This window comes from Enterococcus sp. AZ179, from assembly GCF_050498885.1.
In the GTDB taxonomy this organism is placed as follows: domain Bacteria; phylum Bacillota; class Bacilli; order Lactobacillales; family Enterococcaceae; genus Enterococcus_D; species Enterococcus_D entomosocium.
Window position 1 is genome coordinate 3,539,441 of the sequence record NZ_JBMHEO010000001.1, and the last position, 24,027, is coordinate 3,563,467.

Below are 24,027 nucleotides of genomic sequence, written 5' to 3' on the forward strand. Positions count from 1 at the left end.
CTAAAAAAATATTCTCAGTGACACATCGATTTTCTTATTCCTTATTCGCTTTTTGCTGAATAGATGAATGCGGCAATTTGCTGCTCTTCCACAGAGGAAAAGCCACACGCCTCATAAAAATGACGCGTTTTTTCTGTGTTGTCCGTAATCAAAACCTTTTGCCGTATTGATGGATGATTCGCCAGCATTTTTTTGAGTAATCGCTGACCAATTTTTTGACCTTGGAACTCGGATGCTACTAATAGATCTTGAATATAAAGAATGGTTTGTCCATCGGTTATGCAACGGATAAGCCCCACTAGCTGCTCTTCAACATAGGCCGTGATCACCTCTGAGTGGGCTAACGCTTTTAAAAGACGCTCGGGATCTTTAGTATAGGCGCTCCAGCCAACTCCCTCATACAAAGCGAGTACTTGATTTGAATCAGATGGTAATTGGTCTTTAAAGACGATCTTCATACTTTTCCTCCTTGTAATAACTTAGCGACAGGGTGGAACAATAGAAATAGAGATGACAGCTCTTTTCCAAACAAACTCTTGTTATTAAGCCGTAATGCATTGCTTGACTAAAGAGTATCCTGAGGAAAAGCGACTGTCAACTCTAATTACGAAATACTTGAAGAACAAAATTGAACTGGTTCTGTTTCTAAGCCAGGACGTTAATCAATCAACAACTCATTTTTTAAACGTTGGCTCGTCGTCTGTTGCTCTTCAGGCGTTACTTCTTGATAGGAAATTCCATATTCTCCTCTGAAGCCATCGCCGGTGAACCCACTGCCAGCCATTTGGTAAGACTCGACAGTCCCTAATGCTGATTGATATTGGATAAATAATTGACTCATTTGCGAAAAAGTTAGATCGGTTTCGCCATTTTCTCCAATGATCGTTAGCAGATCCTGAATCCGCATCACGCTGGAAAGTGAAACTAACTCTTTTGCCAGAATCTCAGTCACTTCTCTCTGACGGCGCTGACGGCCATAGTCACCTTCTGGATCATCCTTTCGCATACGAGTATACTGAAGCGCCTCCCAGCCATCTAAATCGAGGACCCCCTCTGGGTAATCGATTTTCTCAGCAGTAAAAGCAAATTCATTTTCAACCGTGATGCCACCAATTGCATCAACAAGATCTGCCATCCCATCCATGTTTAAGGAGAAATAATGATGGATCGGTATATCAAGATATTGTTCGACGGTTTCAATCATCATCTTTGCTCCACCAAAAGAATGGGCATGATTGATTTTATCGTGGTACCCTTGTCCCACGATCTCCACATAAGCATCTCTAGGAATACTCGTGAGGGTGGTTTTTCTTGTGGCAGGGTTCAACGTTGCCACCATGATGGTGTTGGCGCGAAAATCGGTTTTGCGGCGGGAGTCATTGGCGATCCCTAACAAAAGAAGGCTTAGTGGCTCGGCATTTTCGATGACTTCCGCCTCTTCTCGTCCTTCGATTGGACGATGGATCGAGTGAGCAACATCCTCTACTTGAAAATACACCCTAACCGCATAAACGGTTCCTGCTGAGATAATTCCCGTCAGCAATACCATAAAAATGATTATTAGTTTTTTTGCTGTACCCAATTTATCTCCCCCTAAGTACATGTTTTTTGATTGAAAAGACGGAAGCATAGGTGATATAACTGATCCCACTTGCCAATAAAATACTTGCTAGCAAGTCGCTGGGATAGTGAACCCCGAATAGCAACCGACTCATCATAATCAGCAACAAATAGATCAATCCTAGAAATAGTGCCATGTTTTGGATAAAGTGACGCTTGCCTCTTTTGGCAGGAACTGTTTGCCCTAAGAAAAAGAGAAGAGAAATAATCAAAGTGGTCGCTAATAATGTATGTCCACTCGGAAAACTTGCTGATGCCCGTTCCATACTGTCAGCAAAATCCGGTCTCGGTCGATCAACTACTTTCTTGATCACTTGACCAACACCACTGATCACAATCATATTCCCCATCAACCAAAGACTTTCTAACCGCTGCTTGCGCATAAATAAAAAACTTGCTAACAGGAAATGAACGAAAGCTATGGGAATGATCGTGGCCGTACTGGCAAGTGGGAGAAAAAGCGATTCCACAGCAGGTGTCCGCCATTGAGGCAACTGGGAAAAAAGGTTGTCGATACTTTGGAACCAGCGTGGTTCTAATGCAACGAGGAAAAACAGCCATGCAAAACAGCTGCAGAGTATTCCGCCTATCACTCCTTTTTTTGCTGTTTTACTCATGTTAAGCCCCTACTTTCTTTTAATGTATACGACCTATTTTTGGCTTTTATCGGAAATTTGTCTAACCCAAAGATAATTCCCATAGCAATGCTGATCGCAATCAGAGAGGTTCCTCCTTGACTTAAGAATGGTAAGGGAATGCCGGTTAAAGGCAGCAAACCGATCGCCGCTCCGATGTTTTCAAAAATTTGAAAAACCAAACCAAACACATAGGTAATCGCAATATAGACCGATGCTTTGTTATTTGTTTTTAAAGCAGCAAAAATGATTTGATAGATCAGATAGAAATAAAGGAAGATGACTAAAGTACTTCCTAAAAAGCCATACGTTTCTCCAATGACTGTAAAGATCATATCTGACTCCCGAACCGGCACATACACCGTTGTATGGGTATCAGGTGCCCCCAATAAGCCGCCAGAACCAATCGCCCACATACTGCGGACTTGTTGGAAAGCGATGGAATCTTGGTACGCGAGTGGATCTGCCCAGGCTCTCACCCGATCCAATTGATATTGTGAAAAGTGAAGGCGAAACAACACACGATTGCCCCATTCCGTGAATACGAGTAGCAACAAAATAGCACCAAGAGCGGCAATCAAACCGATCACGACGGTCAGTATTTTCCAATGAACACCGGAAATGATGAATAAGGCACCTAACATCACGATAAACACCAAACTCGTTCCAAAGTCCCGCTGCATAAACATCAATAAAAATGTGGGTAAGCTGTATAGCAGGATCTTAGTAACATAGATCAAATCGGATTTGATTGTTCGTTCTGCTTTACGTTTCTCATAGACTAAAGTGAGATAGACCATAAAGAGCATAAAGGCCACTTTCATAAACTCAGAAGGCTGAATCGTAAACGCACCAAATCTGATCCACCGTTTGGTGTGCGTTTGTTCAAACATCGTTTGATCGTAAAACCAATGAAGAGAGGCCATCAAACCAAGTGATAGTAAGTACAAAAGACCAGAAAAGCGGAGGAGTAAATTCGTAGGAATCAAACTCGTTACAAAAAGAGCAATCGCCGAAAGGATACAAAAGAGGATCTGCCGAAAAACAATCCCTGAAGGATCATTGCCATCCATCACAGAAGCCTGATGTTGTACCCAGATACTTAACAAAAACAGCAGGAAAATCGGCAGCAATAAAGCATAGTTTGCTTCATGTCGTTTGAGGAACTTCATTAAGTATACCCTCCTCTCGTTCTAGTTTCAGGCATAAACTGAAGGCAAATGAAAGAATAAAGTAACTGGAGCCACCATAACTAATGAATGGCAAAGGTACCCCCGTCATCGGCATCAACCCTAAAATACTGGCAATATTGATACTTGTTTGTAATAACAGCAACGTGCTGGTTCCCAATAATATTAAGCCAATCTGAGGATTTGCGATTGCCGCTGATCGTATAAACAGACGTAAAATGATTACGAATAATAAAGCGATGACAAAAATGCCGAAAATCAACCCTAATTCCTCTACTAAAACGGAGAAAATAAAATCAGTCTCTGCTACTGGTAAAAAGCCTTTCTTGGTGATGCTATTTCCTAAACCAAGGCCCGTAAGACCACCATTGAACAAAGCATAGTAGGAATGGATCATTTGGAATCCTTGATTATATGGGTCGGAAAATGGATCTCCCACTAATCGAATTCGGTTATACACATGCATAAACATGTGGGGCAATAAATCATTGTTTCCTAAAAAGAGGATCAACATAGCAACCAAGAACAGACTGATTAATAACCCGCCAAACAAAAGAGCCGTGAGTTTAACGGGTACCTGAACCGTGGTAATCATGATAAAAGCCAAGAAAAGTAAAATCATCACGCCGGCTACTTTTGGTTGAATGAGGATCAACACACAGCACAAAAATAAAACGAAAAGCGGACGTTTCATTTCCTGCAAGGTAGTTTTTGCTGATTGAAAGTAATGAGCAAGGTATAAGACCATGCCCACATTCACGATCTCTGAGGGCTGAAATTGTATCCCTACAATCGAGACCCATCGTTGCGCTCCATTGACAGAAACACCGAAAAACGGCAAACGTGCCAATAGTAAAGTAAAGACGCCAAATGCCAACAGACCGATCGCTAAATATTTACTGAGCAGAATCTCACGCCGTGTTCGCTGAATAATGAAAAGGAGCACCCAGCTGAGTAACAGAAAGACAAGCTGACGCATAAATAAGCTTGCTGGCGGCTGATCTCTCGTTAATAAACGATAAGAACTTGCACTATAAATCATTAAAAGACCGATAAGGCTCAATAGCAAATAAGCTATGATCAGCAGCCAATCGATCTTCTTTTTTTCTATCATTGCTTCCACTCCTCTTGCCTTGGAGTAGGTGTTCAGACGGTACCAGTTATTATGCCCTTTGAGCTTAGTCATCCATCAAAGAGAAAAGCAAAAAAGTCTCACTTCTCTTAGGACGTCAGACTTTGCTAGCAATCTCATCGTCCGAGTTTTAGCACTATACAACGTAAAGAAAGTTGTTCCCTTTCTTAGCTATTTTATGAAAAGCCTTAATCCGACAATTCCTGTTTTACACATTGGCGTCTTTCGACGTTTCTGCGCAATAGCTTATGTTTGTATAGGAGCCTCACCTAACAAGGTTATATGTTATTTTCAATCCACTATGAATGGTACCCTTCCTCGTATAAAGATACAACCCATTCTTTGTTATTTTTATTTTTCTTTAACTTTTCTTAAAGAATTTAGATATTTCGAGTAATTTCCGATATTTAAAGAAAAATCAATGGAAATCATTCGACCATCACTGGATTCCCTTCGATCATACACGTTATTAAAAAACGGTCATTTTCAAAAAAAGACAGCTCTTTTTCTAAAACTCGAAAAAGAGCTGCTTTCTTGATTTTATACTCCCGCTCTAAATATATCTGTGCCGATCAATCCAATGATCGTTTGGCCTGACGCTCTTGCGCTGCTTTTCGTAACTGCTTTTGCGCTTTTTTAGACCCACGTTCAATATCTCGGGTAAATTTACGTTGGTCAAAATCGGAAAATAATTGATCTAGATCATAGCCGGCTGGATAGAGTGCTTCTCGTTTGGTGAGCAGTTGCAATCGCCGAGCAGCAACAACGAAACATTGTTTCTCAATATAAATCTTCGCTTGTCCCTGTTCCAAGTATTCATAAAAAACTCCCCGTTTTTCATGCTCTGCTGAAAAGACCTGGTCTCCCTTTTGAAAAATGTGCTCAGACTTTGTTTCCTGAGGATCGGTTCGTTTTCTGGATGTCTCAAAAGGCTGCTTCTCAAAAGAATAAGATTTATTCTTTAAATAGTCCTTTGCCGTTTGCACGACCTCAGCAGGAATCGCCATTTTTTCGGCGATCCAAAACGCATTACTTTCACCGACCGCATTGGTCAACAAGCGGTATTTCGGCGTCAGGGTCTTGGCATCAAAAGCCATCGCCGCTGTTTCAAAATCTTGGTGATCAAGAGCAAACTGCTTGATTTCACCATAATGAGTCGTGGCGATCATTAACGCCCCCGATCGATAGATCGATTCCATAATGGCGATCGCTAAAGCTGCCCCTTCATTTGGTTCAGTCCCGCTGCCAATTTCATCTAACAAAACGATACTGTTCCGGCTGGCATTCGTCATGATCTGTGCAATATTCGACATGTGTCCAGAAAAGGTACTTAAAGAATTTTCTAGACTTTGCTGATCCCCGATATCCATCCAAAGACTTTTTAAAAACGGCACGCTGCTGTTGCCATTATGCGCTGGAAACAAGCCGTAATGTGCCATCGCACAAACGAGTCCGACGGTTTTTAAGACAACCGTCTTACCACCAGCATTCGGACCTGTGATGACCATACATCGGTTCTCTTCTCCTAGTTTTAAAGATAGAGGAACAGCATCAGTGCCCAGTAAAGGATGCCGGACTTGATCAAGAAGCAAAACTTCTTCTTCAATAATTGCTATCGGTTGACCATTGATTTCCCGACAATACTTTCCACGAGCAAAAATAATATCTAGTACCACTAAAATATCAAGACAGGCAAATACTGCATTCATTTGTTCGGCGATTGCCCCGGTCAATTCTGATAAAACTTGGTATTGGGCGGCCGTTTCTTCCGCCTGTGCCAAAATCAATCGATCATTCAGACGGGCAGCTGCCTCTGGTTCAATAAAAACAGTCGCGCGTTTATTAGAACGTTCGATGATCGTCCCTTTAATTTGCTGTTGAAATTCAGCACGTACCGGCAGCGTATAACGGTCGTTCTTTTTGATCACACGGTTTTCTTGCAGATAGCGACTTTCTTTAAAAAACTTTGCAAAAACTTTTTTTAAATCGGCCTCATATTTCTCGATTGTGCCACGAATTTTCCGTAATTCTCGGCTGGCGTTACTATCTACCTGACCATTGCGAATTTTTTGGAAAATCATTTCGGCGATTTCAGAAAAGTCGGCCAACCCCTGAGCATAGTGATGCAATCTTGGGGCAATTGATTGATTTTTTTCAAACAATTGACGGATGATTCGAAAAGACCGTAAAAAGTCTCCGTATTCAATCAATTCCTGCGGCTCCAATACAAAGCCTTTTTCAATCTTCTCCGTATGATGTAAGACATGCTGCAGCCCCATGAAAGGGACTTGACGTCCGGCGTCTAATAGCGCCATCGCTTCAGTTGTCTCAGACACTCGTTTTTGGGCGGAATGGATCGTAGCTGCTGGTTTTTCATTGGCAAAACGTGCTTTACCATAATCGCTGATTATTTTTTTACTTACTTGTTCTTTAATTTGTTCAAATTCAGTTGCTTGAGGTATCTTCATGAGTGATCCTTTCTTGTGCCTGAGGATCCCGGTAACATCCCCGTCCAAAAAAGTGTACAAAAAAAGCGATAGTCTCCCATCACCTGATTCATCAATAACGATTTTTATCGGTATCTACAGGCACAACAAATAAACAGTCTGTTTTTGCTTATTTGTTTTAATTAGCTGATTAGATACCTACGACACTCATTAATATACCTCTTTCTTTTTTGAACGAGTTTTTTTCATTGTAATATAGAAACTGTCCTTCTGTCAACTTCCTTCAAATCTCCTTCCCCTCAAAGAAAAAACGTCTCAGAAGCTGCTAGAAGCTCCTGAGACGTTTCTGATCTAGATCAAATAATAAGCTACTTACCTACTTACGAGCGAATCAGGTAATCAAACGCACCTAATGCAGCAGTGGCACCTGAACCCATTGAAGTGATGATCTGTTTGTATACACTATCGGTACAATCTCCCGCTGCAAAGACCCCTTCAATGTTGGTTGCGCCATGTTTGTCCACCACGATCTCATTGCGTTCATTTAAGACGACACGATCTTTTAACCATTCAGTATTCGGCATCAAGCCAATCAAAATGAAGACACCCTCCACAGCTAAAGTGAATTCACCATTCGTTTCACGATCAACGTAGGTCAATTGTTCGACATGATCGGATCCAACAATTTCCTTCGTTGCCGCATTCGTAATAACAGTCACATTATCTAACGTGTTCAAACGGTTTTGTAGCACAAGGTCCGCTTTTAGTTCTGGTAAAAATTCAAGAACATAGACATGTTTCGCCATGCCAGCTAAATCGATTGCTGCTTCGATCCCAGAGTTTCCGCCACCAATGACGGCAACTTCTTTCCCAGCAAATAACGGACCGTCACAATGCGGACAATAGGCAACACCTTTATTTTTGAATTCTTTTTCTCCCGGAACATTGATGTTGCGCCAGCGAGCGCCAGTTGCTAAAATGGCCGTTTTGGTTTTTAATACTGCACCATTTTCTAATTCAACTTCGATGACGTCATTGCGGCGAATATCTTTCGCACGCTGACCTTTCATCACGTCTACATTGTATTCGTTGATATGCTCTTCTACCTGACGCATTAATTTTGGACCTTCGGTATAAGGGGTACCGATCATATTTTCGATCCCCAGGGTTTCCATTACTTGTCCACCCATTGTTTCGACGACCATCCCAGTATTGATACCTTTACGCGCTGCATAAATCGCTGCGCTTCCGCCTGCAGGTCCGCCACCGACAACTAATACATCGAAAAGCTCTTTTTCAGCAAAGTCATCTTTACTCGTCGGACCAGCTGCTTTTTCCAACAACTGCTCGATCGTTTGTCGGCCGCTTGCAAATTCTTCACCGTCTAAAAAGACGGTTGGCACAGCCATAATTTTTTTCTTGTCAATTTCTTCTTTGAACATCCCACCTTCAATCATGGTGTGGCTGATGGAAGGATTTAGCACTGCCATGATATTTATCGCTTGAACAACATCAGGACAGTTATGGCAGGTCAAACTGACATAGGTTTCAAAATGTAATGGCTTATCGATCGCTTTGATACGCTTTTGTAGTGCTTCATCAATTTTCGGCGGACGACCGCTTACTTGAAGCAACGCTAAAATAAATGAAGTGAACTCATGTCCTAACGGTAAACCAGCAAAAGCGATGCCGCTTTCTTCACCGGGACGATTGATCGAAAAGCTTGGTGTCCGTTCACTTGCTACAGCTTGAATCGTGATTTTTGACGACATTTCTGCGATTTCTTCTAAGAATTCACGTACTTTCGTTGAAGAATCATCCTCACCTAAAGTCGCCGCAAAAACAACCTCTGATTCTAGCATCGCTAGATATTGCGTCAGTTGGTCTTTGATTGCCTTATCTAATGCCATGAGAGCCTCCTAAATCTTGCCTACAAGGTCTAAGCTTGGCGTTAAAGTTTCTTCGCCTTCTTTCCATTTTGCAGGACATACTTCACCTGGATGGGTACGGACATATTGTGCGGCACGGATTTTATCGATCAAACCACTAGCATCACGACCGATACCATCCGCATTGATTTCAACCGTTTGTACCACACCATCCGGATCGATGATAAATGTACCACGTTGAGACAAACCTGATGCTTCGTCTAATACATCAAAGATTTCTGAGATCACATGAGAAGGATCAGCAATCATGATATATTCGATTTTATTGATGGCATCAGAGTGGTCATGCCACGCTTTATGTGTGTAGTGGGTGTCAGTTGATACAGAATAAACTTCTGCGCCTAATTCTTTTAATGATGCATATTGGTCTTGCAAATCCTCAAGTTCTGTCGGACAAACAAATGAGAAATCTGCAGGATAAAAACAAACAACGTTCCATTTTCCTTTAAAATCTTCTGATGAAACATCGATAAATTTTCCATTGTGGTAAGCTTTCGCTTCGAATGAACCAATCTCTTTTCCAATTAATGACATATCATTTCCTCCAATTAGAATAATTATTTGAGAATAATCTCTATTAATTATTAGTATATCTAACTACAAAATGCAATAGTTTATTCAGAAATAGTCAAAAAAAATGTTATCATCCTCAGAAATGAGCATATTTATTTTTTATCGAAAGCAAATGGAGTATAGTAATAAGTTTGGCTAATCATTTCTAAGCAAAGTTCCTACCTGTTAGATTCTCAATTACATCTCTTATTCTCAATTAAACAAAAAAAGATTGCCTCTTCCTATGATTCCTCACAATGGAAAGTGAGTCATAAAAAAAGACAATTTTTTTATTTAGTATTGAAATAGTTGAACAATCCACCGATCGTTCGCTCCTTCAATGTAATCCGCTTGCCGTCTAGAAAAACTTCTTCGACTGGGTAATGATCTTGAAAAGGTGGAACTTCCAAGTATTGACTTGCGAGAAAGCGCTCTGGGGATTCAATTGTTGTTATTTCTTTGCTACCATTTTTCAGATAATGAATTTCTAACATATCCATTGCCTCTTTTCTTGTATTCTGAACTTTTGAAAAAGCATTGAGAGGATCTTATTTCTCGCTGTTCTTTTTGCTTGGTTCAGTTACAAGCCGTATTATAGTCTTCCTTTTTTTAAAAGTAAAGAAACCACTCTCGGTTGAAACATCTCTTATTTTTTGGCTTTTGTCTGACCGATAAAGTAGTCCTCTAAGACACCACCAATCACAAAAATGACCCAAGAGTATGCCCATGCATGAAACATGAAGGACCAAAGCATATAAACGACCAAAATCACTGGCCAGTAGACTGTTCGAAAAAAGGTAACTCTACCAGCGGATTCGCCATATTTATGACGTGTTGCTCGATCACCAAGATTCTCTTCGTCACGAATAAAATACGTCTCAGTTGCCAGCTTCGCAAAGCCTGTACGAATAATACTTACATAAATAATAAAGAACACACCCACTGCAACTGTCAAGAAAAACAAGGAAATACCAAACTCAACAGAATAATAAAACAATTCACTTAAAAGTACAGGCGCAATTGATAAAATACAGGCACCAATTCCTAAAACAAGACCAATACGAAAACTTTTTTCATAATTTGCTAGTTGCTGAGCGGCTTCTCGTTTGGCATCCCTTTTGATTGGTCGATCATCTAACTGCTTACGAGCACCGGAAAAGTGCAAACTGCTAGAGATGATAAAACCAACCCCGATGGCGATGAAAAGAAACATCACCATTATTCCAAAGGTCTCAGCATAAACACTAACAAAGAGCATTAGGGCTGCTAGGGAGGCGATACAAAAGCCGATTCCTATCGACAACGAAAAAGCAAAGTGCCGCACAGTTCCCCAATAATCAAACGCATCGTCTTCTGTGATGGCATCGGACCAATCATCAATCGGCTCTTCTTCTTTTGAAACATCTAACTCTTGCAGCAGTTCATCCACCGAACCAAACTCGCTGATCACCGCACCGATGGCTTCATGCTCACTTTTCCCTTGGTGAATCAGTTCCAAGTAATGGTCTTCCATAATCGCTAAAAGATCTTCTTTTGCCTTCTTCGTTTCCGGTGTGATGGGTACTGATAAAAATAAGCTGTCTAGATAGTCATGAATGGTTTTCATTTGTCTCCTCCTTGTAAGAACTGGTCAACGACGATCTTCGTCTGCTGCCACTCCAATAGTTTCTCCGAAAGGCTTGCTTTTCCGTCTGCAGTTATCTGGTAATAGGTCCGCTTTTTGCCATGTGTCACTTCTCCGGGATACGAACGGATCAATCCTTGTTTTTCTAACCGAGTAAAAGCGGAATACAACGTCGTTTCTTTGATCACATATAAAGCATCTGTTCCTTCACGAATACGCTTGGATATTTCATATCCATAAGAGTCTTCTTTCGAAAGAATGGATAAAATGATTGCGTCGTTATAGCCGCGAATTCCGTCACTCGAGATCACGCAATCGCCTCCTAAATTACTTCATCTGTCGTACTAATTATAAATCAATTACTACGACAGGTAAAGTAAAGCTGGATAACTTGTCAAAAATCAGTCGCAGGTCCTAGAAACAGTTTGAATAAAAAGACACGCTTTCTCAGTAAACTGATAAGCGTGTCCCTTATTACTTAATTTTTTTCACCTATTTATTCAACGGCTGGCTTGACATCATCCATCATCAATTGGATCGACTCCAATCCGGAACCAGCTAAATACCAAACCGCAGCATCCAATTCAATCACTTGATCGTTTTGCCCTGCATTTGTTTCTTGAACAATTTCATTTGCAACAAATTCACTTTCGCTTTCATTGCCACCGATCGCTTTTGTCCGGTCGATCACGAAAATGACATCAGGATTTTTTTCAAGCAAGTACTCATAAGAAATACTTTGTCCATGTGTCGACGCCTCTAATTCCTCATCTACTGCTGGGAAACCAAACGTGTCATACAAGATACTGTAACGAGAACCTGGACCAAAAGCAGAAAGATTGCCTTCATTTACCATAACAACCAAGGCTTTCTCGTCAGCATTTTGCGCTTTCTCCTTCAAGGTATCAATCTGACCTTGTAACGATGCTAGTTGTTCTTGCGCTTCCTCTTCCTTACCAAAAATTTGACCAATGGTCGTAATGTTGGCTTCGATCGATGCCCAAGTATCACTATTGTCAACGCTTAAGAAAACGGTTGGCGCGATTGCAGACAATTCCTCTTGGAAATCACGTTGTCGACCAGAAATAATGATTAGGTCTGGCTGCAGTTGATTGATTTTTTCTAAATCAGGCTCTTTGATTCCCCCTGCTGATTCAACATCCGCATACGCTGATAAATAATCTGGCAAATTGCTTGTTGCGGCAGCAACGATTCGATCCCCAAGGCCAAGTGCATCCATCGTATCTAATGCACTGTTGTCAAAGACAACAACTTTTTCCGGCGCATAAGGAACAGTGACAGTCCCATTGCTGTCCGTAATCTCGACTTCTGTCGGCGTTTGTGTACTTTCTTCTACTTGGGTTTGAGCTGCACCCGTTGAATCTGTTGTCCCTGTATTATTCGAGCCGCAAGCGGTCAACCCCGCTAATACGAAAATACTCATAAAACTTACTGCTATTTTTTTCATTTTTTCCTCCTTTGAAACATATTTTTTATTGGAAGGTGTAGCAAAATTGCCGCCCATCCACTTGTACCAGTTTGATTGGAATCTCATACAATGATTCTAATAGTTGTTCTTGAATCACTGCCTCTGTGTCAGCCGCTTTAAAAATCTGACCATCTTTCATCGCGACGATGTGATCGGCATACCGTGCTGCAAAATTAATGTCGTGCAAAACGATCACAACAGTTTTCTGATAGTCTTCCACCAAGGTTGTCAATAGCTTCATCAGCTGGTTGGCGTGTTTTAAATCTAAATTGTTTAACGGTTCGTCCAAGAGTAGATAATCTGTATCTTGGGCTAAAATCATCGCCAAGTAAACTCGTTGTAACTGACCACCAGAAAGTTCATGAATCGATTGATCACTATATTCGGTTAGAGATAACTTAGACAAAGCGTCATCAATGATCCCATCATCTGCTGCCGATTGTCGCCCCCGGTTATACGGATAGCGACCAAATGCCACCAGCTCTCTTACAGTCAGATTGACGGCATAGCGATTGCTTTGCTGCAAAAAAGCCATTTTTTTTGCTAGCTCTTTGGACTTCCATTGACGAATCTCCGTTCCATCCAGATAAATATCACCGGTGCGTTGATCCAACATCCGACTGACTAAAGAAAGCAAGGTACTTTTTCCGGCACCATTGGGCCCGATGAAGGCAATCATTTTCTGTTCCGGCAACGCTATGGAACATTCCGTCAAAACTTGTGTTTTTGCATAATTCTTGGATACATTTTTGGTTTCGATCATGATTTTTTCCTTTCCAGCAGCAATTTGCTTATAAAGAAGATACCGCCTAATAATTGGATCACGGTGCCGATGGTCGTTTGCCATTGAAAGACCTGTTCCACTAGGAATTGACCTCCTACCAACAGGAGAAAACCAATCAAACTCCCACCGAAAAACAACCAGCCGTGACGATAAGTTGGGAAAAGCTGATAGGTGATCGTTGCCACCACAAAGCCTAGAAAAACTGCTGGACCAACTAAAGCAGTGGCGGTGCCTGTCAGTAAAGCAATCAAAAATAAAACACCTTTATGAAGCCATTGAACAGATACACCTAAACTTTTGGCTTGCCCACTTCCTAAATGGAGCAAATTCAATTCTGGAATCAGCAGAACCAGACAGATACTCCCTAGCAAAATGATCGCGGCAGCAATCAGTAGATGCTGGGTATTGATATTGCCAAAGCTGGCAAACAAACGACCTTGTAGTAAATCATATTCATTTGGATCCATCAACACTTGCAGAAAGGTGCTGAGACTACCGAACATCGTGCCACAGACCATCCCTGCCATCAATAACAAAAACAACCCAGCGACTGCTTTTTGATAGAAAAAGCCAATTAAGAAGCTACCTAGAACGGCAGTTAAGCCGACAGAAAACAAAAACATCGTTGCTGTTTCTTGGCTCAGCATCTGAATTCCGCCGATAAAAAAGAAACAAAGGGTTTGAACAAGAACATACAGTTGGTCCAAGCCTAAAATTCCAGGGGTCAGATAGCGATTGCTTGTCAGTGTCTGTAAGGTGATGGTACTAAAGGAGATGGCGATTGCAACTAAGGCAAAAGCCAAGATTCGGCGTCCCCTTAATGCAAAAGCAAATGACCAGTTTCCATAGGTGTTATAGGTCAGATAGGCACCACATGCACAAAGGATCAGAAACAACAAAAGAAAGAGTTTTTTCTTCATCGAAATTTCCTCCCCAGAAGCAAAATCAAGAAACAGCAGCCACCCAGTACGCCGGCAACAACACTGACCGGCATTTCATAAGGTGCGATGACGATTCTCGCCAATACATCACACAATAGCAAGAACGAGCTTCCGGCAAAGCTGATCAAAAGCAGATTGTTTTTCAAATGATCCCCAAAAACCATGCCGATCATATTTGGGATAACGATCCCTAAAAAAGGAATTTGCCCCACAGTCAATAAAACGATACTGCTAGCAAACGCCACCAGCGCAAATACAGCAAAACGCAAGAACAAGTAATTGATTCCCAGACTCTTAGCCGCACTTTCTCCTAAACCGGCGATCGTGATCTCATAAGCCAAGAAATACAATAGACCGAAAACGGGAATCGTCAAATACAAAAGTTCATACTGTCCAACCATAATGGTGGCAAAATTTCCTTGCAGCCAAGAAGAAACGTTTTGAACCAATTGGAAGCGATAGGCTAAGAAGCTACTGATAGCCCCGATGATATTACCGAACATCACCCCTGTTAAAGGCAGCATCATTGGATCTTTCTTTGGTAGAAATTGGCTTAAAAATAAAAAGAACAACACACCTGCGTAGGCAAACACAAATGCTGCTGTAGTGCGAATCAAATTTGAGGCATTTGGTAGAAAGAGCATAACCAGCAAAATTCCTAAACGGGCGCTATCCGTCAGTCCAATCGACTCCGAGGCCACAAATTTATTTTGCATCATGTGTTGCATAATTTTTCCACAGATACTAATGATCCCACCTGCAATGATCAAACTGATCGTCCGTGGAAGCCTAACTTTTACCAAAACAAGCCAATGATTCGGATCACCCTGCTGTAAACCTGATAAAGACAATTCATGGGTGCCTGCCAACAAGGAGCAACCCACTAGAAGAACAAAGATCAGCAGTAATCCGATTTTTTTAAACATGCCCCGCCCTCCTTATTGAGAATGATTCTCACTCTCTTTAATAGGGTAACGTATTTCACTTAAAATCACAAGAATTTTTTTAAAAAATCCCTTTCCTATCGCAATTTCGAAAAAATGAGTGTGTAAAGAAAAGGATTATGTGATGTTTTTCTCTTATATCCTTGCGAGAAAACTTATTTTTATCTCAATATTGTCTATTTTATTGCTTTAATTATAAAATGCTCGCTCATACTATATTCATTTTATGAGGATCATTCAATAACAGATCACTTAGATTTGCAATTATTTTCATCTATTGAAACCCTTGTAAAGCCAGCACTTACTGATGCAATGGTGATGTAACTTTTCAGATAAAAGCAAATGACGCGCCGTCTCCTCCACCTAAACACCATTCGTCTATCGATAAGAAATTGTGAGTAAAAACAGTTTAGTCGTGGAACGAGTTTTATAGTTTTCGTTTTGAGTTTCTTCTTCCAAAAAATCATGATACCAGTTGAATTCAATCTCCGACAAAAGCCTACCTGTTTTCAATACGCGATACCAGTCACTGATTGTAATCGATAGTCTTTCCCGATTATCTGTAATTAAAAAAAATAAACCTACGATCATCGCAGGTTTATCAAGAGTTATTATTTTACTTTAACAAGCCATCAAGGGCTAATTGATTCAAAAAGTGCAAAGGGAAAGAAATGGTTGGATTGAAAAAGTAATCCATTGTCGCTAGTTGGTGCAAGGTCGTCTTGCTATTGATCAAGGTTGAGATCGTATTGATGATCTCCAAACTTCCACGATCACTCGTAATGATTTGTCCCCCCATAATCACTTTCGTTTGCTGATCAAAAATCAGTTTTAACGTTACTTCAAAATCCTCATCTGTCGCGAAAAATGTCCGAGAATGAAATGTCTGCGTCACTGAATCTACTTCAAAGCCGTAATACGGTGCCTCGGTCTCATTAATACCTGAACTGCTGACGAAATAGCCAAACAGTTTACTAACGACGGTCCGTTGCATTTTTGGAAAAGGAATTTTCGTCGTTCCCCGTTCATTTGCCAATAAATTGGTGGCAGCTACGATCCCCGTCCGATAAGCATTAGTCACTAAAGGGATATACAAAGAGCTATCCGAATGATTGAAAGGAATCGAAACCAGGTCACCAATTGCATAAATCGCTGGGTCAGACGTTTGTAAATATTCATTTGTAAATACCGTGCCATCGAGATTTAGTTTTAAAAAGTCTTCAACCAATGCGACATTTGGACGTGGATTGACAGCATAAACGACCACGTCAGCTTGAATCTTCGTTCCATTTGACAGCTCAATTCCTTGATATTCACCCTTCTCGTCTTTGATCGTATGGGCGACATTGCTGTTAAGATAGATTTGTAAGTTCTCTGGAAAGCGCGCCATCAAAATTTCAGCAATTTCTTGATCAAAATAACGGAACAAAAGGGTATCCATTCGATCAATCAAATGAACGGCTTTTTGCTGGCCACTTAAAGATTCCGCCAATTCAAACCCAATCAGACCCGCGCCAACGATCGCCACGGTTTGCGCACTTTCGATTTTTTCTAACGCTTGCTTTGATTGACCAATGGTTTTGTAGGTCGTTATATGTGCTTCGACATCTGAGGCAAACTCCGAACGGAAAGTACTCGATCCCATCGCCAAAATCAAGCCATCATAACTCACTTCGTCTTCTTGCTGATAAGATTCCGTTGATGTGACAAAATGAACCGTTTGTTCTTGCGGAAAGATTTTTGTGACTTCACTGTTTAACATCACATTGATTCCTTCAGAAAGAAGCTCACTCGCAGTTGCCGTTCGGGAATCTTCCAATCGTTGAATGTAGCCTTCCAGCACTAAATTCAAACTGCTAGCAACATAACCCAGAACGCTTGATTTTTCAATAATTATCACATCGACTTTTGGGTCAACTTTTTTTAAATGACGGGCAGCAGCAATTCCTGCATGAGAGCCTCCAATAATCACTATTCTCATATCTTTTCCAACTCGCTTTCAAGGTTCTCATTGCGTATTTCATCCACGATTTGATGAAGCCGCTCTTCTTCAAATGGGGTTGCCCCACCTGTTAAAATCAATCGTTTTTTATAACGATAGCCTTCCGAGATCTCAGAATGATCAACGATCAATAAATCATAATCCTTCTCCTTCGTCCCCTCAAAATGAATATTCGGATAGCCAGCCAATTCTTTGATCAAAAAACGCCGCAAAAAGCCACTGCGTAATCGTGATTGAGTCAACAAAATGCCGACCGTAAATGCTTTTTCCTGTTTTACTTGAATCCATTGACGGATCAAAAGCAATTCATTGGTCAAATGCTGCTTTTTCTCAAGAGAAAAGGACTGGTTTACGTTTTTCTCCAACTGTTCGATTGCTTGCTGTGCCACTTCAATCAAGCTCTCATTCGCAACACTTTGCGGCTGAAATTCAGCAAAGGCAATAATGCCGCCATGAATATACAACGCTTGGATCGTCACACTCGTCAAGAAGACGCATAATTCCGTAGAAGTTTCTGTAGTCTTTCTCTCACTATCACCAATTGCCTGCAGCAGCTCCCCATTTAACGCATCGATCTCTTGGAAGAAAAGTGATTTTTGCAAGGAGTCATCCAGTGAAGGGCGAATCAAGCCTTCAGCTAATAAAAATAAATAGAAATAAACCGTTTCATAATCGCTCCAGGATACGGCAAAACGACTGAGATAGCGTCCTAATATATTCCGCAAAAGCTGGAACATCGCTTCATTTTCCAATGACTTCAACAATGGATACGATGCTTCATGCTGCTGCGAGCCACGATAATCAAAACGGGCTTCCATAATACCTAACCACAGCCCGACTTTCCAGCGTTCGGATTGACTAAACGTTGTCTGTAGCTGTTTTTCGATTACTCGAATCAAATTGTTGATGGCTGGTGCATTCAAGCGAGCGATCAATTCTTCATTGGGATAACTTTGTGAAAAAAACTGATAATAGAAAAAGCGAATCTGTTTTTCATCCCCAAGCAATTTTTTATTTTTTAATTGGATGTCGAATTCTTTCAATAACTGATTGATGGCTTTGAATCGACGAAACAATGAAGCTTCACTCAACATCAGTTCTAACATCATTTTCGTCGTTGACTCATCTCGATGAAAAAACAAATACGACAATATCTGAAAATCGATTGCTTCTGAAAGATACGCATAAAAGAATTTTTTTAGTGAGAAATCAAGCGGAAGTGTTAACTGTACTTGATCATTTTCTAAATAAGTCAATGCCGCATCCTCATGGAAAGCGACTAAATTTTGATGAAGATTTTGAAGTTCTTTTTGCAAAGTGGGTGCGGAAATGGATAATGTTTTTGCAAGTTTCTTGTAAGAGATTTCTGAGCCGTTCTGAAAAAAAACAGCTAAAATTTGAAAATGAACCTGCTGATTTTTTTCAAGCAGCTGCATAACATTCATTTTTGAACCTCCTTCACCTTTCACATACTAATTTCCCAATTAATGGGTCGTTTGTCAACTATAAAAATTGCCTGAATGCCTTTGAGTTATATGGAAAAAGCGTTATTTATTGTTCCTAAAGCGCGGGAATGGTAAAATTCTTGAGAAGAAAGGTGGTGAACTATGGGAAAACGAATGTTAGCATTTTTTCGAACGGATCGATTATTTTCGATTTCCCTGTTACTAGCACTCATTGCGTGTTTTTTCGGCACCTTCCGTTTGTCATTTATTGACTTTAAAGTGATTTTATCACTGTTTGGGTTGATGTTAGTAATCAATGGGTTAGAAGAAGCTGGTCTTTTACGAGCATTTGGACAAAAATTAGTGGAAAAAAGTCGCAATCTGCGTGACTTGATCCGTTCAATCGTCTTGCTAAGCTTCTTCAGTTCGATGTTTTTAACAAACGACGTGGCTATCTTAACATTATTGCCCATCTACTTACTCTTAACGAGGAAAGAACAACAGCGCACCAGTGTCTTATTAGGCGCTGTCTATTTGATTGTGGCAGCCAATTTAGGAAGCAGCCTGTTTCCATTTGGAAATCCGCAAAATCTATTTTTATTTTCTTACTATCAGATTTCGCTGCCACAATTCATGTGGACTACCGGCACCTTTGTGGGACTTTCTTTGCTATTACTCCTTGTTTCGATCCAGCTCATCCCAAAGACTCTATTGGAAATCGCCCTGCAAGAAGAGCCCTTTGAAAAAAAGCCAGCGCTGCTCAATGCAGGATTATTTGTCCTTATGATTCTTGGTATTTTTAGTGTTCTCCCTATTTCAATCGCCGTGCTTGTCGTCGCAGCCGTGGTTTGGTTTAGCAACAAACGATTATTCGCAAAAGTTGATTATCGGTTACTACTTACCTTCCTCTGCTTCTTCTTGATCGTTGGGAATATTCAAGACCAATCTCTGGTCACCGATCTCATTCGACCGTATTTTCAAGAAACGCATCGCGCTTTTTTAGGTAGTATTTTACTCTCCCAAGGAATATCTAACGTTCCAGCAGCAATTTTGATTGCTCCTTTCACCGATTTAGAAAAAGCCGTTCTTTTGGGCGTCAATGTGGGTGGTTTGGGTACATTGATTGCTTCTTTGGCGAATTTGATTGGGTACAAATTATTGAAACAAGCCAGACCCAAAGAAGCGGGAACATTTCAAAAGCTGTTTTTTATCGTCAATGTCATTTTTTTACTGTTATTAGGCAGCATCGTCTACCTTTTATTGTAGCAAACTCTCTTTAAAACGAGATTCCAGCATAAGATGTTTCCAGTCAGCAGTCAACAGAAGCTTACCTGCTGTCCTGTTTCTTGATCTTATGTCAGAATCTCGTTTTTTGATGTCCTTTGTGTGATTTCTCCTAGGCTAAGAGAAGCTCAAAGGTGATTTTCGTTTGGCTTTCGACAGTCAATGCCTCACCAAAGACATGTTGAACCATTTCTTGCCGCTGTTCCAATGAATAATCCTCCTCAAAATAAAGATGAAATAATTCTTGATCGATCTCTTCCTTCAAAATATACTCGAATTGCCGACTCTGCCAATCGATCGCTTCTTCTGTAAACCACTTCTTGTAACAAGTATTTAGGTTCAGATCGTTCTTCGCTGAATGATTTTTTTCATAAGGCTGAAACACGTTCTCTTCTTCTGCGATCATTCTTAGAATAATTAATTGATGGGCCTTTCTTTGAAACTGAAGCAAGGTTTCTTTGTCTCTGACTGCTGGATTCATTGCCATAAAAATACAGGGCCAGTGCTGGTCTGCAGATAAAAAGTCTTTTTGGCTCTGCTGAACCAGATGGAGCTTGCTCATCGGATCTTCCATCGTTTCTTCGATGATTTTTAACATTTCTTTTGAAAAATCAATTGCGTAATACTCATCTACATAAGGATAAAAAGCTGAAATGTAGCGACCAGTGCCCGCAGCAAAGTCAACGAAGGTCGATATCGGAAACACTTTCTGCTCCACCAAAAAAGCTGCTGCCTCTTCGGCGATTTTCAATTGGGATTCTCTTTGAATTTGCGCATATTCTTGCGCGAATTCATCCCAAAACAGCATCGCTTCCTCTTCTTCCATTTAGCGGACGCCTCCAGTGATCACTGTCTTTCCTTTCGTTCCTTGCTCAACCGCTTTTGTAGCGTGCTTTAAGGTCTCGATGGTAATTCCTCCATCAAACGTTTGGACCGCAGTCGTATGGATCTTTTTGTCAGCGAGCAACGAGGCGATCCGTTGCAAAATGCCCCCTTGTGTTTCAATCATCAACTGAGCATCTGTTTTTGTGAACATATACTCCCAATAAAAATCGATGCCGAGGTTTTTAAATGGATTTAAATCTAGCGCTTCTTTCGTATTCACGATCATTCCGACTTTGCCAAATGGCAAGATTGCTTTTGTTAATTGTGGCAAATAGGCAGAGGCGTCATAAAAAAGTGCAACGGCTGAAAAAGGTTCAGTGATTTGTTCAGCTAACGGCAAGCGGTGATTCAGTACCTGATCCACTTGATTGTCTTTAAGCCACTGATCGTTCTTAGGACTCGCAGTGCCATAGACTGTCAATCCTGCCCATTTTGCTAGTTGCGCCGCAATCGAGCCAACACCACCGCTGGCATTGACCAATAAAATTGATCCTTCATTCGCGTTCTCTTCAGGCACATACCCAAATTTTTCAAAAAGCAATTCCCATGCCGTAATACTCGTTAATGGCATAGCTGCAAGATCACCGTCAGAAAAGCCGGCTGGCGCCTTTGCTGCGATTCGAAAATCAACGACTTGAAACCTTTGATTCGCACCAGGTCGTTGTGTGGTTCCAGCATAAAACACCCGATCACCAACGGCAAAGCCATTAACTGCTGAACCAATTTCCTGTACTATACCTACTGCATCATATCCCTGGATATGGAATTTCTCACTTAAAGTGGTTGTTTGGCGGCGTTTCGTGTCAATTGGATTCACAGAAACAGCTTGCACTTCCACCAATAGATCGTTTGCCTGACAAGTTGGCATTGGAAATTCCTTTTCAATAAATACTTCTGGATCATCTAAAGATCGTCCTTCATAAAAACCTAGTGCTTTATTTATCATCATACTGCTCCTTCCAAAAAAAGTGCTGAATAGTTATAAAAACCATTCTAGCACTTTTAACCAATTTAGAACATTTATTCTTCACCTTGAACGACAAGCGGAACCAAAAACGGATAACTTGTGAAGAAATCCAATAAAGATCGCTTCCATTGATCCGAGTCAATCGTGAGTAACGTTGATTCTGTGTACAAATGAATCGTCAAACGCTGATTTTTATCAAGCAGAACAAGGATCTCGCCTTTGTTTTCTGTGATAAAATCATACGACTGATTCTCCATCGTGATGATGAAAATTTGGTCAAGGACTTCCGCTGCAACAGGAAAATCTGTTTCCATATCGACAGCTAAGGTTTGGGTATTGTCGATCAAACTTGGCGAGACAGTAAAATCCAATTCTTTTAAATGAGCCAGTATCAAATTTACATCGTAATTAAACAGTGAAAGTTGATTGACTGAGAAAATATTATCGGCATGCCATTGACTGATCAGATGTAAAATCTGTTCATCGTTGACCACCACCGACTGGGAATTTGAATTGATTGTCAACAGCGGCAAATAGTTTGATTGGTAACTTGAATTGACCGGATTTAACTTAAAACTAAACTCTAGTTCTTTTGTTTCTGTTAAACGAAAGCGGACATTGAAGTGCTTTGTCTTCCAGGTATCGTAATTGTCGGTAGCTGTTAAATGAATCACTTTTAATGGTTTCAAGAATTCATAGGCATAGTACTCAAGCAAGGTTTTTTTTGCAATGACAGAGATTTCTTGTTCTGTTAAGATCAAATGACGATAATGGTTGAGCAACCCGGAGAAATCAGCCTCCATGATTGATTTTCGCAATTTTAAATCAGCTAGCTCATTTTCGGCTTGTTCAATAAGGGACTCGATGCGCTGATGATCTTGTGCTTTTACAGCATAGTAATCATCTTCATATTCCGCTTCCTCTTCCTCTTCCACTAATTTGAAAGAATCATCCTCTACATTGTCTTCTACTAAAGAGCGATCATCAACTGTGGTAGACGCATTGGTTGCTGAATTTTCGTCGATCCCATTGACTTCTTCTGGTTGAACTTCTAGAGTCTCTTCCTGATCCATCAGTTGTGGTTCAAGAGGATTTTTCTGTGTTTCTTTCGTCAATTTCAATCAGCTCCTTTCCCGTATACTGAGCTAAGAAAGCCAATAATTTAGTATTGAATTCTTCAAAAGAACCAAAAAAAGTATCAATTTGTCGGAATTCTTTTTCTACGATTGCTTTCTTTAAACGCAATGTTTGATATTGCTGCTGCAGGCGTTCTTTTTCAGCAAAAACTTCTTCATTATTATTTGAATATCTTTCGCATTCTCTACGTTTGGCTTCTAGAGCTTTCCGGTCAGAAGTCAAACGCTCTAGTTCTTCATCGATTTTTGTCCGATTGAAAAAGCCCTTTGATTCCGTCAATTCATTTTCGGCTTCCGTAAGTTTATCGATCTGATATTGGATTTCCTTCACTTCTGATAACGCAGTGATCCGTTTGGCTTCCAGCTTGTCCATCTGCTGTTCGATTGCTGTCAGCATCTCACGATTGCCTCGTTGGAACTTTTCCCATTCTTCATCTATCTCAGGGATAACAAAAATTTCGGGAATACTCGCATCGATACCAATCGTCGCTCGCTCATGATAATAGGTTCCTAACTTATAGTAATGCACCGTAGGAGATATTTTGGCACAATGCATCATAAATGGGAAAGCTTGGGTAAAGTTATCGTGGAACTTCCTTGATAACAATTCATCAATCTCATGATTTTGATTTGATGTTTCTTTTAACTGTTTGTGCAATCGACCATTATATATACGATAAATTTCAGGAATATCCTCTTTTTCTATCGCGACTTCAAAATCTTGCAGGTCTTGCAGCATCTGACCTATATTTTTTGAGGCCACTTGTTTAATATCGCCAAAGGATACTTCTTCATTCGTTGAAACTGAAACAACGTCTTGATCTTGAACAACATTTTGTTCTTTTTTGGCATCGTCAGTCATATGATCCCTCCTAAAAATACTTCACTACTAGTGTATCATTTTTTTCCATAAAAAGTTATTTTAAGTGATTGTTTTTAGTAAAATGATACATCGTTGTAATAACAAAAAAACACATGTCAATGAAGACATGTGTTTGACT

Annotated in this window: 22 protein-coding genes and 1 riboswitch; of the genes, 1 reads left to right on the plus strand and 21 read right to left on the minus strand. The window is 40.5% G+C overall.

The window, feature by feature from the left end:
• Window positions 1-41: 41 nt before the first annotated feature.
• From IGI88_RS16680 to IGI88_RS16760, 17 genes are all read right to left on the minus strand, one after another.
• Window positions 42-458: a GNAT family N-acetyltransferase gene (locus IGI88_RS16680; protein ID WP_005236183.1), complete on the minus strand. Its 417-nt coding sequence runs from the start codon at window positions 456-458 to the stop codon at window positions 42-44.
• 200 nt (window positions 459-658) lie between these two features.
• Window positions 659-1,603, minus strand: coding sequence for an LCP family protein (locus tag IGI88_RS16685; protein ID WP_429960819.1), 945 nt, complete (start codon window positions 1,601-1,603; stop codon window positions 659-661).
• The gene (locus tag IGI88_RS16690; RefSeq protein WP_429960820.1) at window positions 1,584-2,237 is read right to left on the minus strand and encodes a phosphatase PAP2 family protein; all 654 of its coding nucleotides are present in this window, start codon (window positions 2,235-2,237) and stop codon (window positions 1,584-1,586) included. The genes IGI88_RS16685 and IGI88_RS16690 overlap by 20 nt, the downstream gene beginning before the upstream one ends.
• A complete protein-coding gene (locus tag IGI88_RS16695) occupies window positions 2,234-3,427 on the minus strand; it encodes an FtsW/RodA/SpoVE family cell cycle protein (protein WP_008381962.1) in 1,194 nt (397 codons plus the stop codon). Before IGI88_RS16695 ends, IGI88_RS16690 begins: the two co-directional genes overlap by 4 nt.
• Complete coding sequence (locus IGI88_RS16700) at window positions 3,405-4,559, minus strand: FtsW/RodA/SpoVE family cell cycle protein (protein ID WP_008381965.1); 1,155 nt, start codon at window positions 4,557-4,559, stop codon at window positions 3,405-3,407. The genes IGI88_RS16695 and IGI88_RS16700 overlap by 23 nt, the downstream gene beginning before the upstream one ends.
• A 126-nt stretch (window positions 4,560-4,685) precedes the next feature.
• Window positions 4,686-4,861, minus strand: a riboswitch (M-box (ykoK) riboswitch).
• Window positions 4,862-5,149: 288 nt separating this feature from the next.
• Window positions 5,150-7,045, minus strand: a complete 1,896-nt coding sequence (locus IGI88_RS16705; protein WP_429960821.1) for an endonuclease MutS2 — start codon at window positions 7,043-7,045, stop codon at window positions 5,150-5,152.
• Between the two features lie 359 nt (window positions 7,046-7,404).
• Window positions 7,405-8,934, minus strand: coding sequence for an alkyl hydroperoxide reductase subunit F (gene ahpF, locus IGI88_RS16710; RefSeq protein WP_086317371.1), 1,530 nt, complete (start codon window positions 8,932-8,934; stop codon window positions 7,405-7,407).
• 9 nt (window positions 8,935-8,943) lie between these two features.
• Window positions 8,944-9,507 (minus strand): alkyl hydroperoxide reductase subunit C, encoded by a 564-nt coding sequence (gene ahpC, locus IGI88_RS16715; protein ID WP_005226227.1) that lies wholly within the window; start codon window positions 9,505-9,507, stop codon window positions 8,944-8,946.
• Window positions 9,508-9,815: 308 nt separating this feature from the next.
• Complete coding sequence (locus IGI88_RS16720; RefSeq protein WP_008381972.1) at window positions 9,816-10,019, minus strand: hypothetical protein; 204 nt, start codon at window positions 10,017-10,019, stop codon at window positions 9,816-9,818.
• A 152-nt stretch (window positions 10,020-10,171) separates the two neighbouring features.
• A complete protein-coding gene (locus IGI88_RS16725; protein ID WP_008381974.1) occupies window positions 10,172-11,131 on the minus strand; it encodes a permease prefix domain 1-containing protein in 960 nt (319 codons plus the stop codon).
• Window positions 11,128-11,460 (minus strand): PadR family transcriptional regulator, encoded by a 333-nt coding sequence (locus tag IGI88_RS16730; RefSeq protein WP_016612097.1) that lies wholly within the window; start codon window positions 11,458-11,460, stop codon window positions 11,128-11,130. The genes IGI88_RS16725 and IGI88_RS16730 overlap by 4 nt, the downstream gene beginning before the upstream one ends.
• 185 nt (window positions 11,461-11,645) lie before the next feature.
• The gene (locus IGI88_RS16735) at window positions 11,646-12,617 is read right to left on the minus strand and encodes a siderophore ABC transporter substrate-binding protein (protein WP_429960822.1); all 972 of its coding nucleotides are present in this window, start codon (window positions 12,615-12,617) and stop codon (window positions 11,646-11,648) included.
• A gap of 25 nt (window positions 12,618-12,642) precedes the next feature.
• Window positions 12,643-13,401 (minus strand): ABC transporter ATP-binding protein, encoded by a 759-nt coding sequence (locus tag IGI88_RS16740; RefSeq protein ID WP_008381979.1) that lies wholly within the window; start codon window positions 13,399-13,401, stop codon window positions 12,643-12,645.
• Window positions 13,398-14,342, minus strand: coding sequence for an iron chelate uptake ABC transporter family permease subunit (locus IGI88_RS16745; protein ID WP_086317367.1), 945 nt, complete (start codon window positions 14,340-14,342; stop codon window positions 13,398-13,400). The genes IGI88_RS16740 and IGI88_RS16745 overlap by 4 nt, the downstream gene beginning before the upstream one ends.
• Window positions 14,339-15,289: an ABC transporter permease gene (locus IGI88_RS16750; protein ID WP_429960823.1), complete on the minus strand. Its 951-nt coding sequence runs from the start codon at window positions 15,287-15,289 to the stop codon at window positions 14,339-14,341. The genes IGI88_RS16745 and IGI88_RS16750 overlap by 4 nt, the downstream gene beginning before the upstream one ends.
• A gap of 634 nt (window positions 15,290-15,923) precedes the next feature.
• Window positions 15,924-17,288: an FAD-dependent oxidoreductase gene (locus IGI88_RS16755; protein ID WP_429960824.1), complete on the minus strand. Its 1,365-nt coding sequence runs from the start codon at window positions 17,286-17,288 to the stop codon at window positions 15,924-15,926.
• Complete coding sequence (locus IGI88_RS16760; RefSeq protein ID WP_008381983.1) at window positions 17,285-18,754, minus strand: helix-turn-helix domain-containing protein; 1,470 nt, start codon at window positions 18,752-18,754, stop codon at window positions 17,285-17,287. Before IGI88_RS16760 ends, IGI88_RS16755 begins: the two co-directional genes overlap by 4 nt.
• A 162-nt stretch (window positions 18,755-18,916) precedes the next feature.
• Here IGI88_RS16760 and IGI88_RS16765 point away from each other — a divergent pair, with 162 nt between their 5' ends.
• Window positions 18,917-20,020: an SLC13 family permease gene (locus IGI88_RS16765; protein ID WP_429960825.1), complete on the plus strand. Its 1,104-nt coding sequence runs from the start codon at window positions 18,917-18,919 to the stop codon at window positions 20,018-20,020.
• Between the two features lie 130 nt (window positions 20,021-20,150).
• On the opposite strand, the gene IGI88_RS16770 is transcribed toward IGI88_RS16765, so the two are convergent.
• From IGI88_RS16770 to IGI88_RS16785, 4 genes are all read right to left on the minus strand, one after another.
• On the minus strand, window positions 20,151-20,864 hold the full coding sequence (locus IGI88_RS16770; protein WP_429960826.1) for a class I SAM-dependent methyltransferase: 714 nt from the start codon (window positions 20,862-20,864) through the stop codon (window positions 20,151-20,153).
• A complete protein-coding gene (locus IGI88_RS16775) occupies window positions 20,865-21,872 on the minus strand; it encodes a zinc-binding alcohol dehydrogenase family protein (RefSeq protein ID WP_429960827.1) in 1,008 nt (335 codons plus the stop codon).
• A 71-nt stretch (window positions 21,873-21,943) separates the two neighbouring features.
• Window positions 21,944-23,005: a hypothetical protein gene (locus tag IGI88_RS16780; protein ID WP_429960828.1), complete on the minus strand. Its 1,062-nt coding sequence runs from the start codon at window positions 23,003-23,005 to the stop codon at window positions 21,944-21,946.
• Window positions 22,974-23,888 carry a hypothetical protein gene (locus IGI88_RS16785; RefSeq protein ID WP_429960829.1) on the minus strand — a complete coding sequence of 305 codons (915 nt, stop codon included), beginning with the start codon at window positions 23,886-23,888 and terminating at the stop codon, window positions 22,974-22,976. The genes IGI88_RS16780 and IGI88_RS16785 overlap by 32 nt, the downstream gene beginning before the upstream one ends.
• Window positions 23,889-24,027 lie beyond the last annotated feature (139 nt).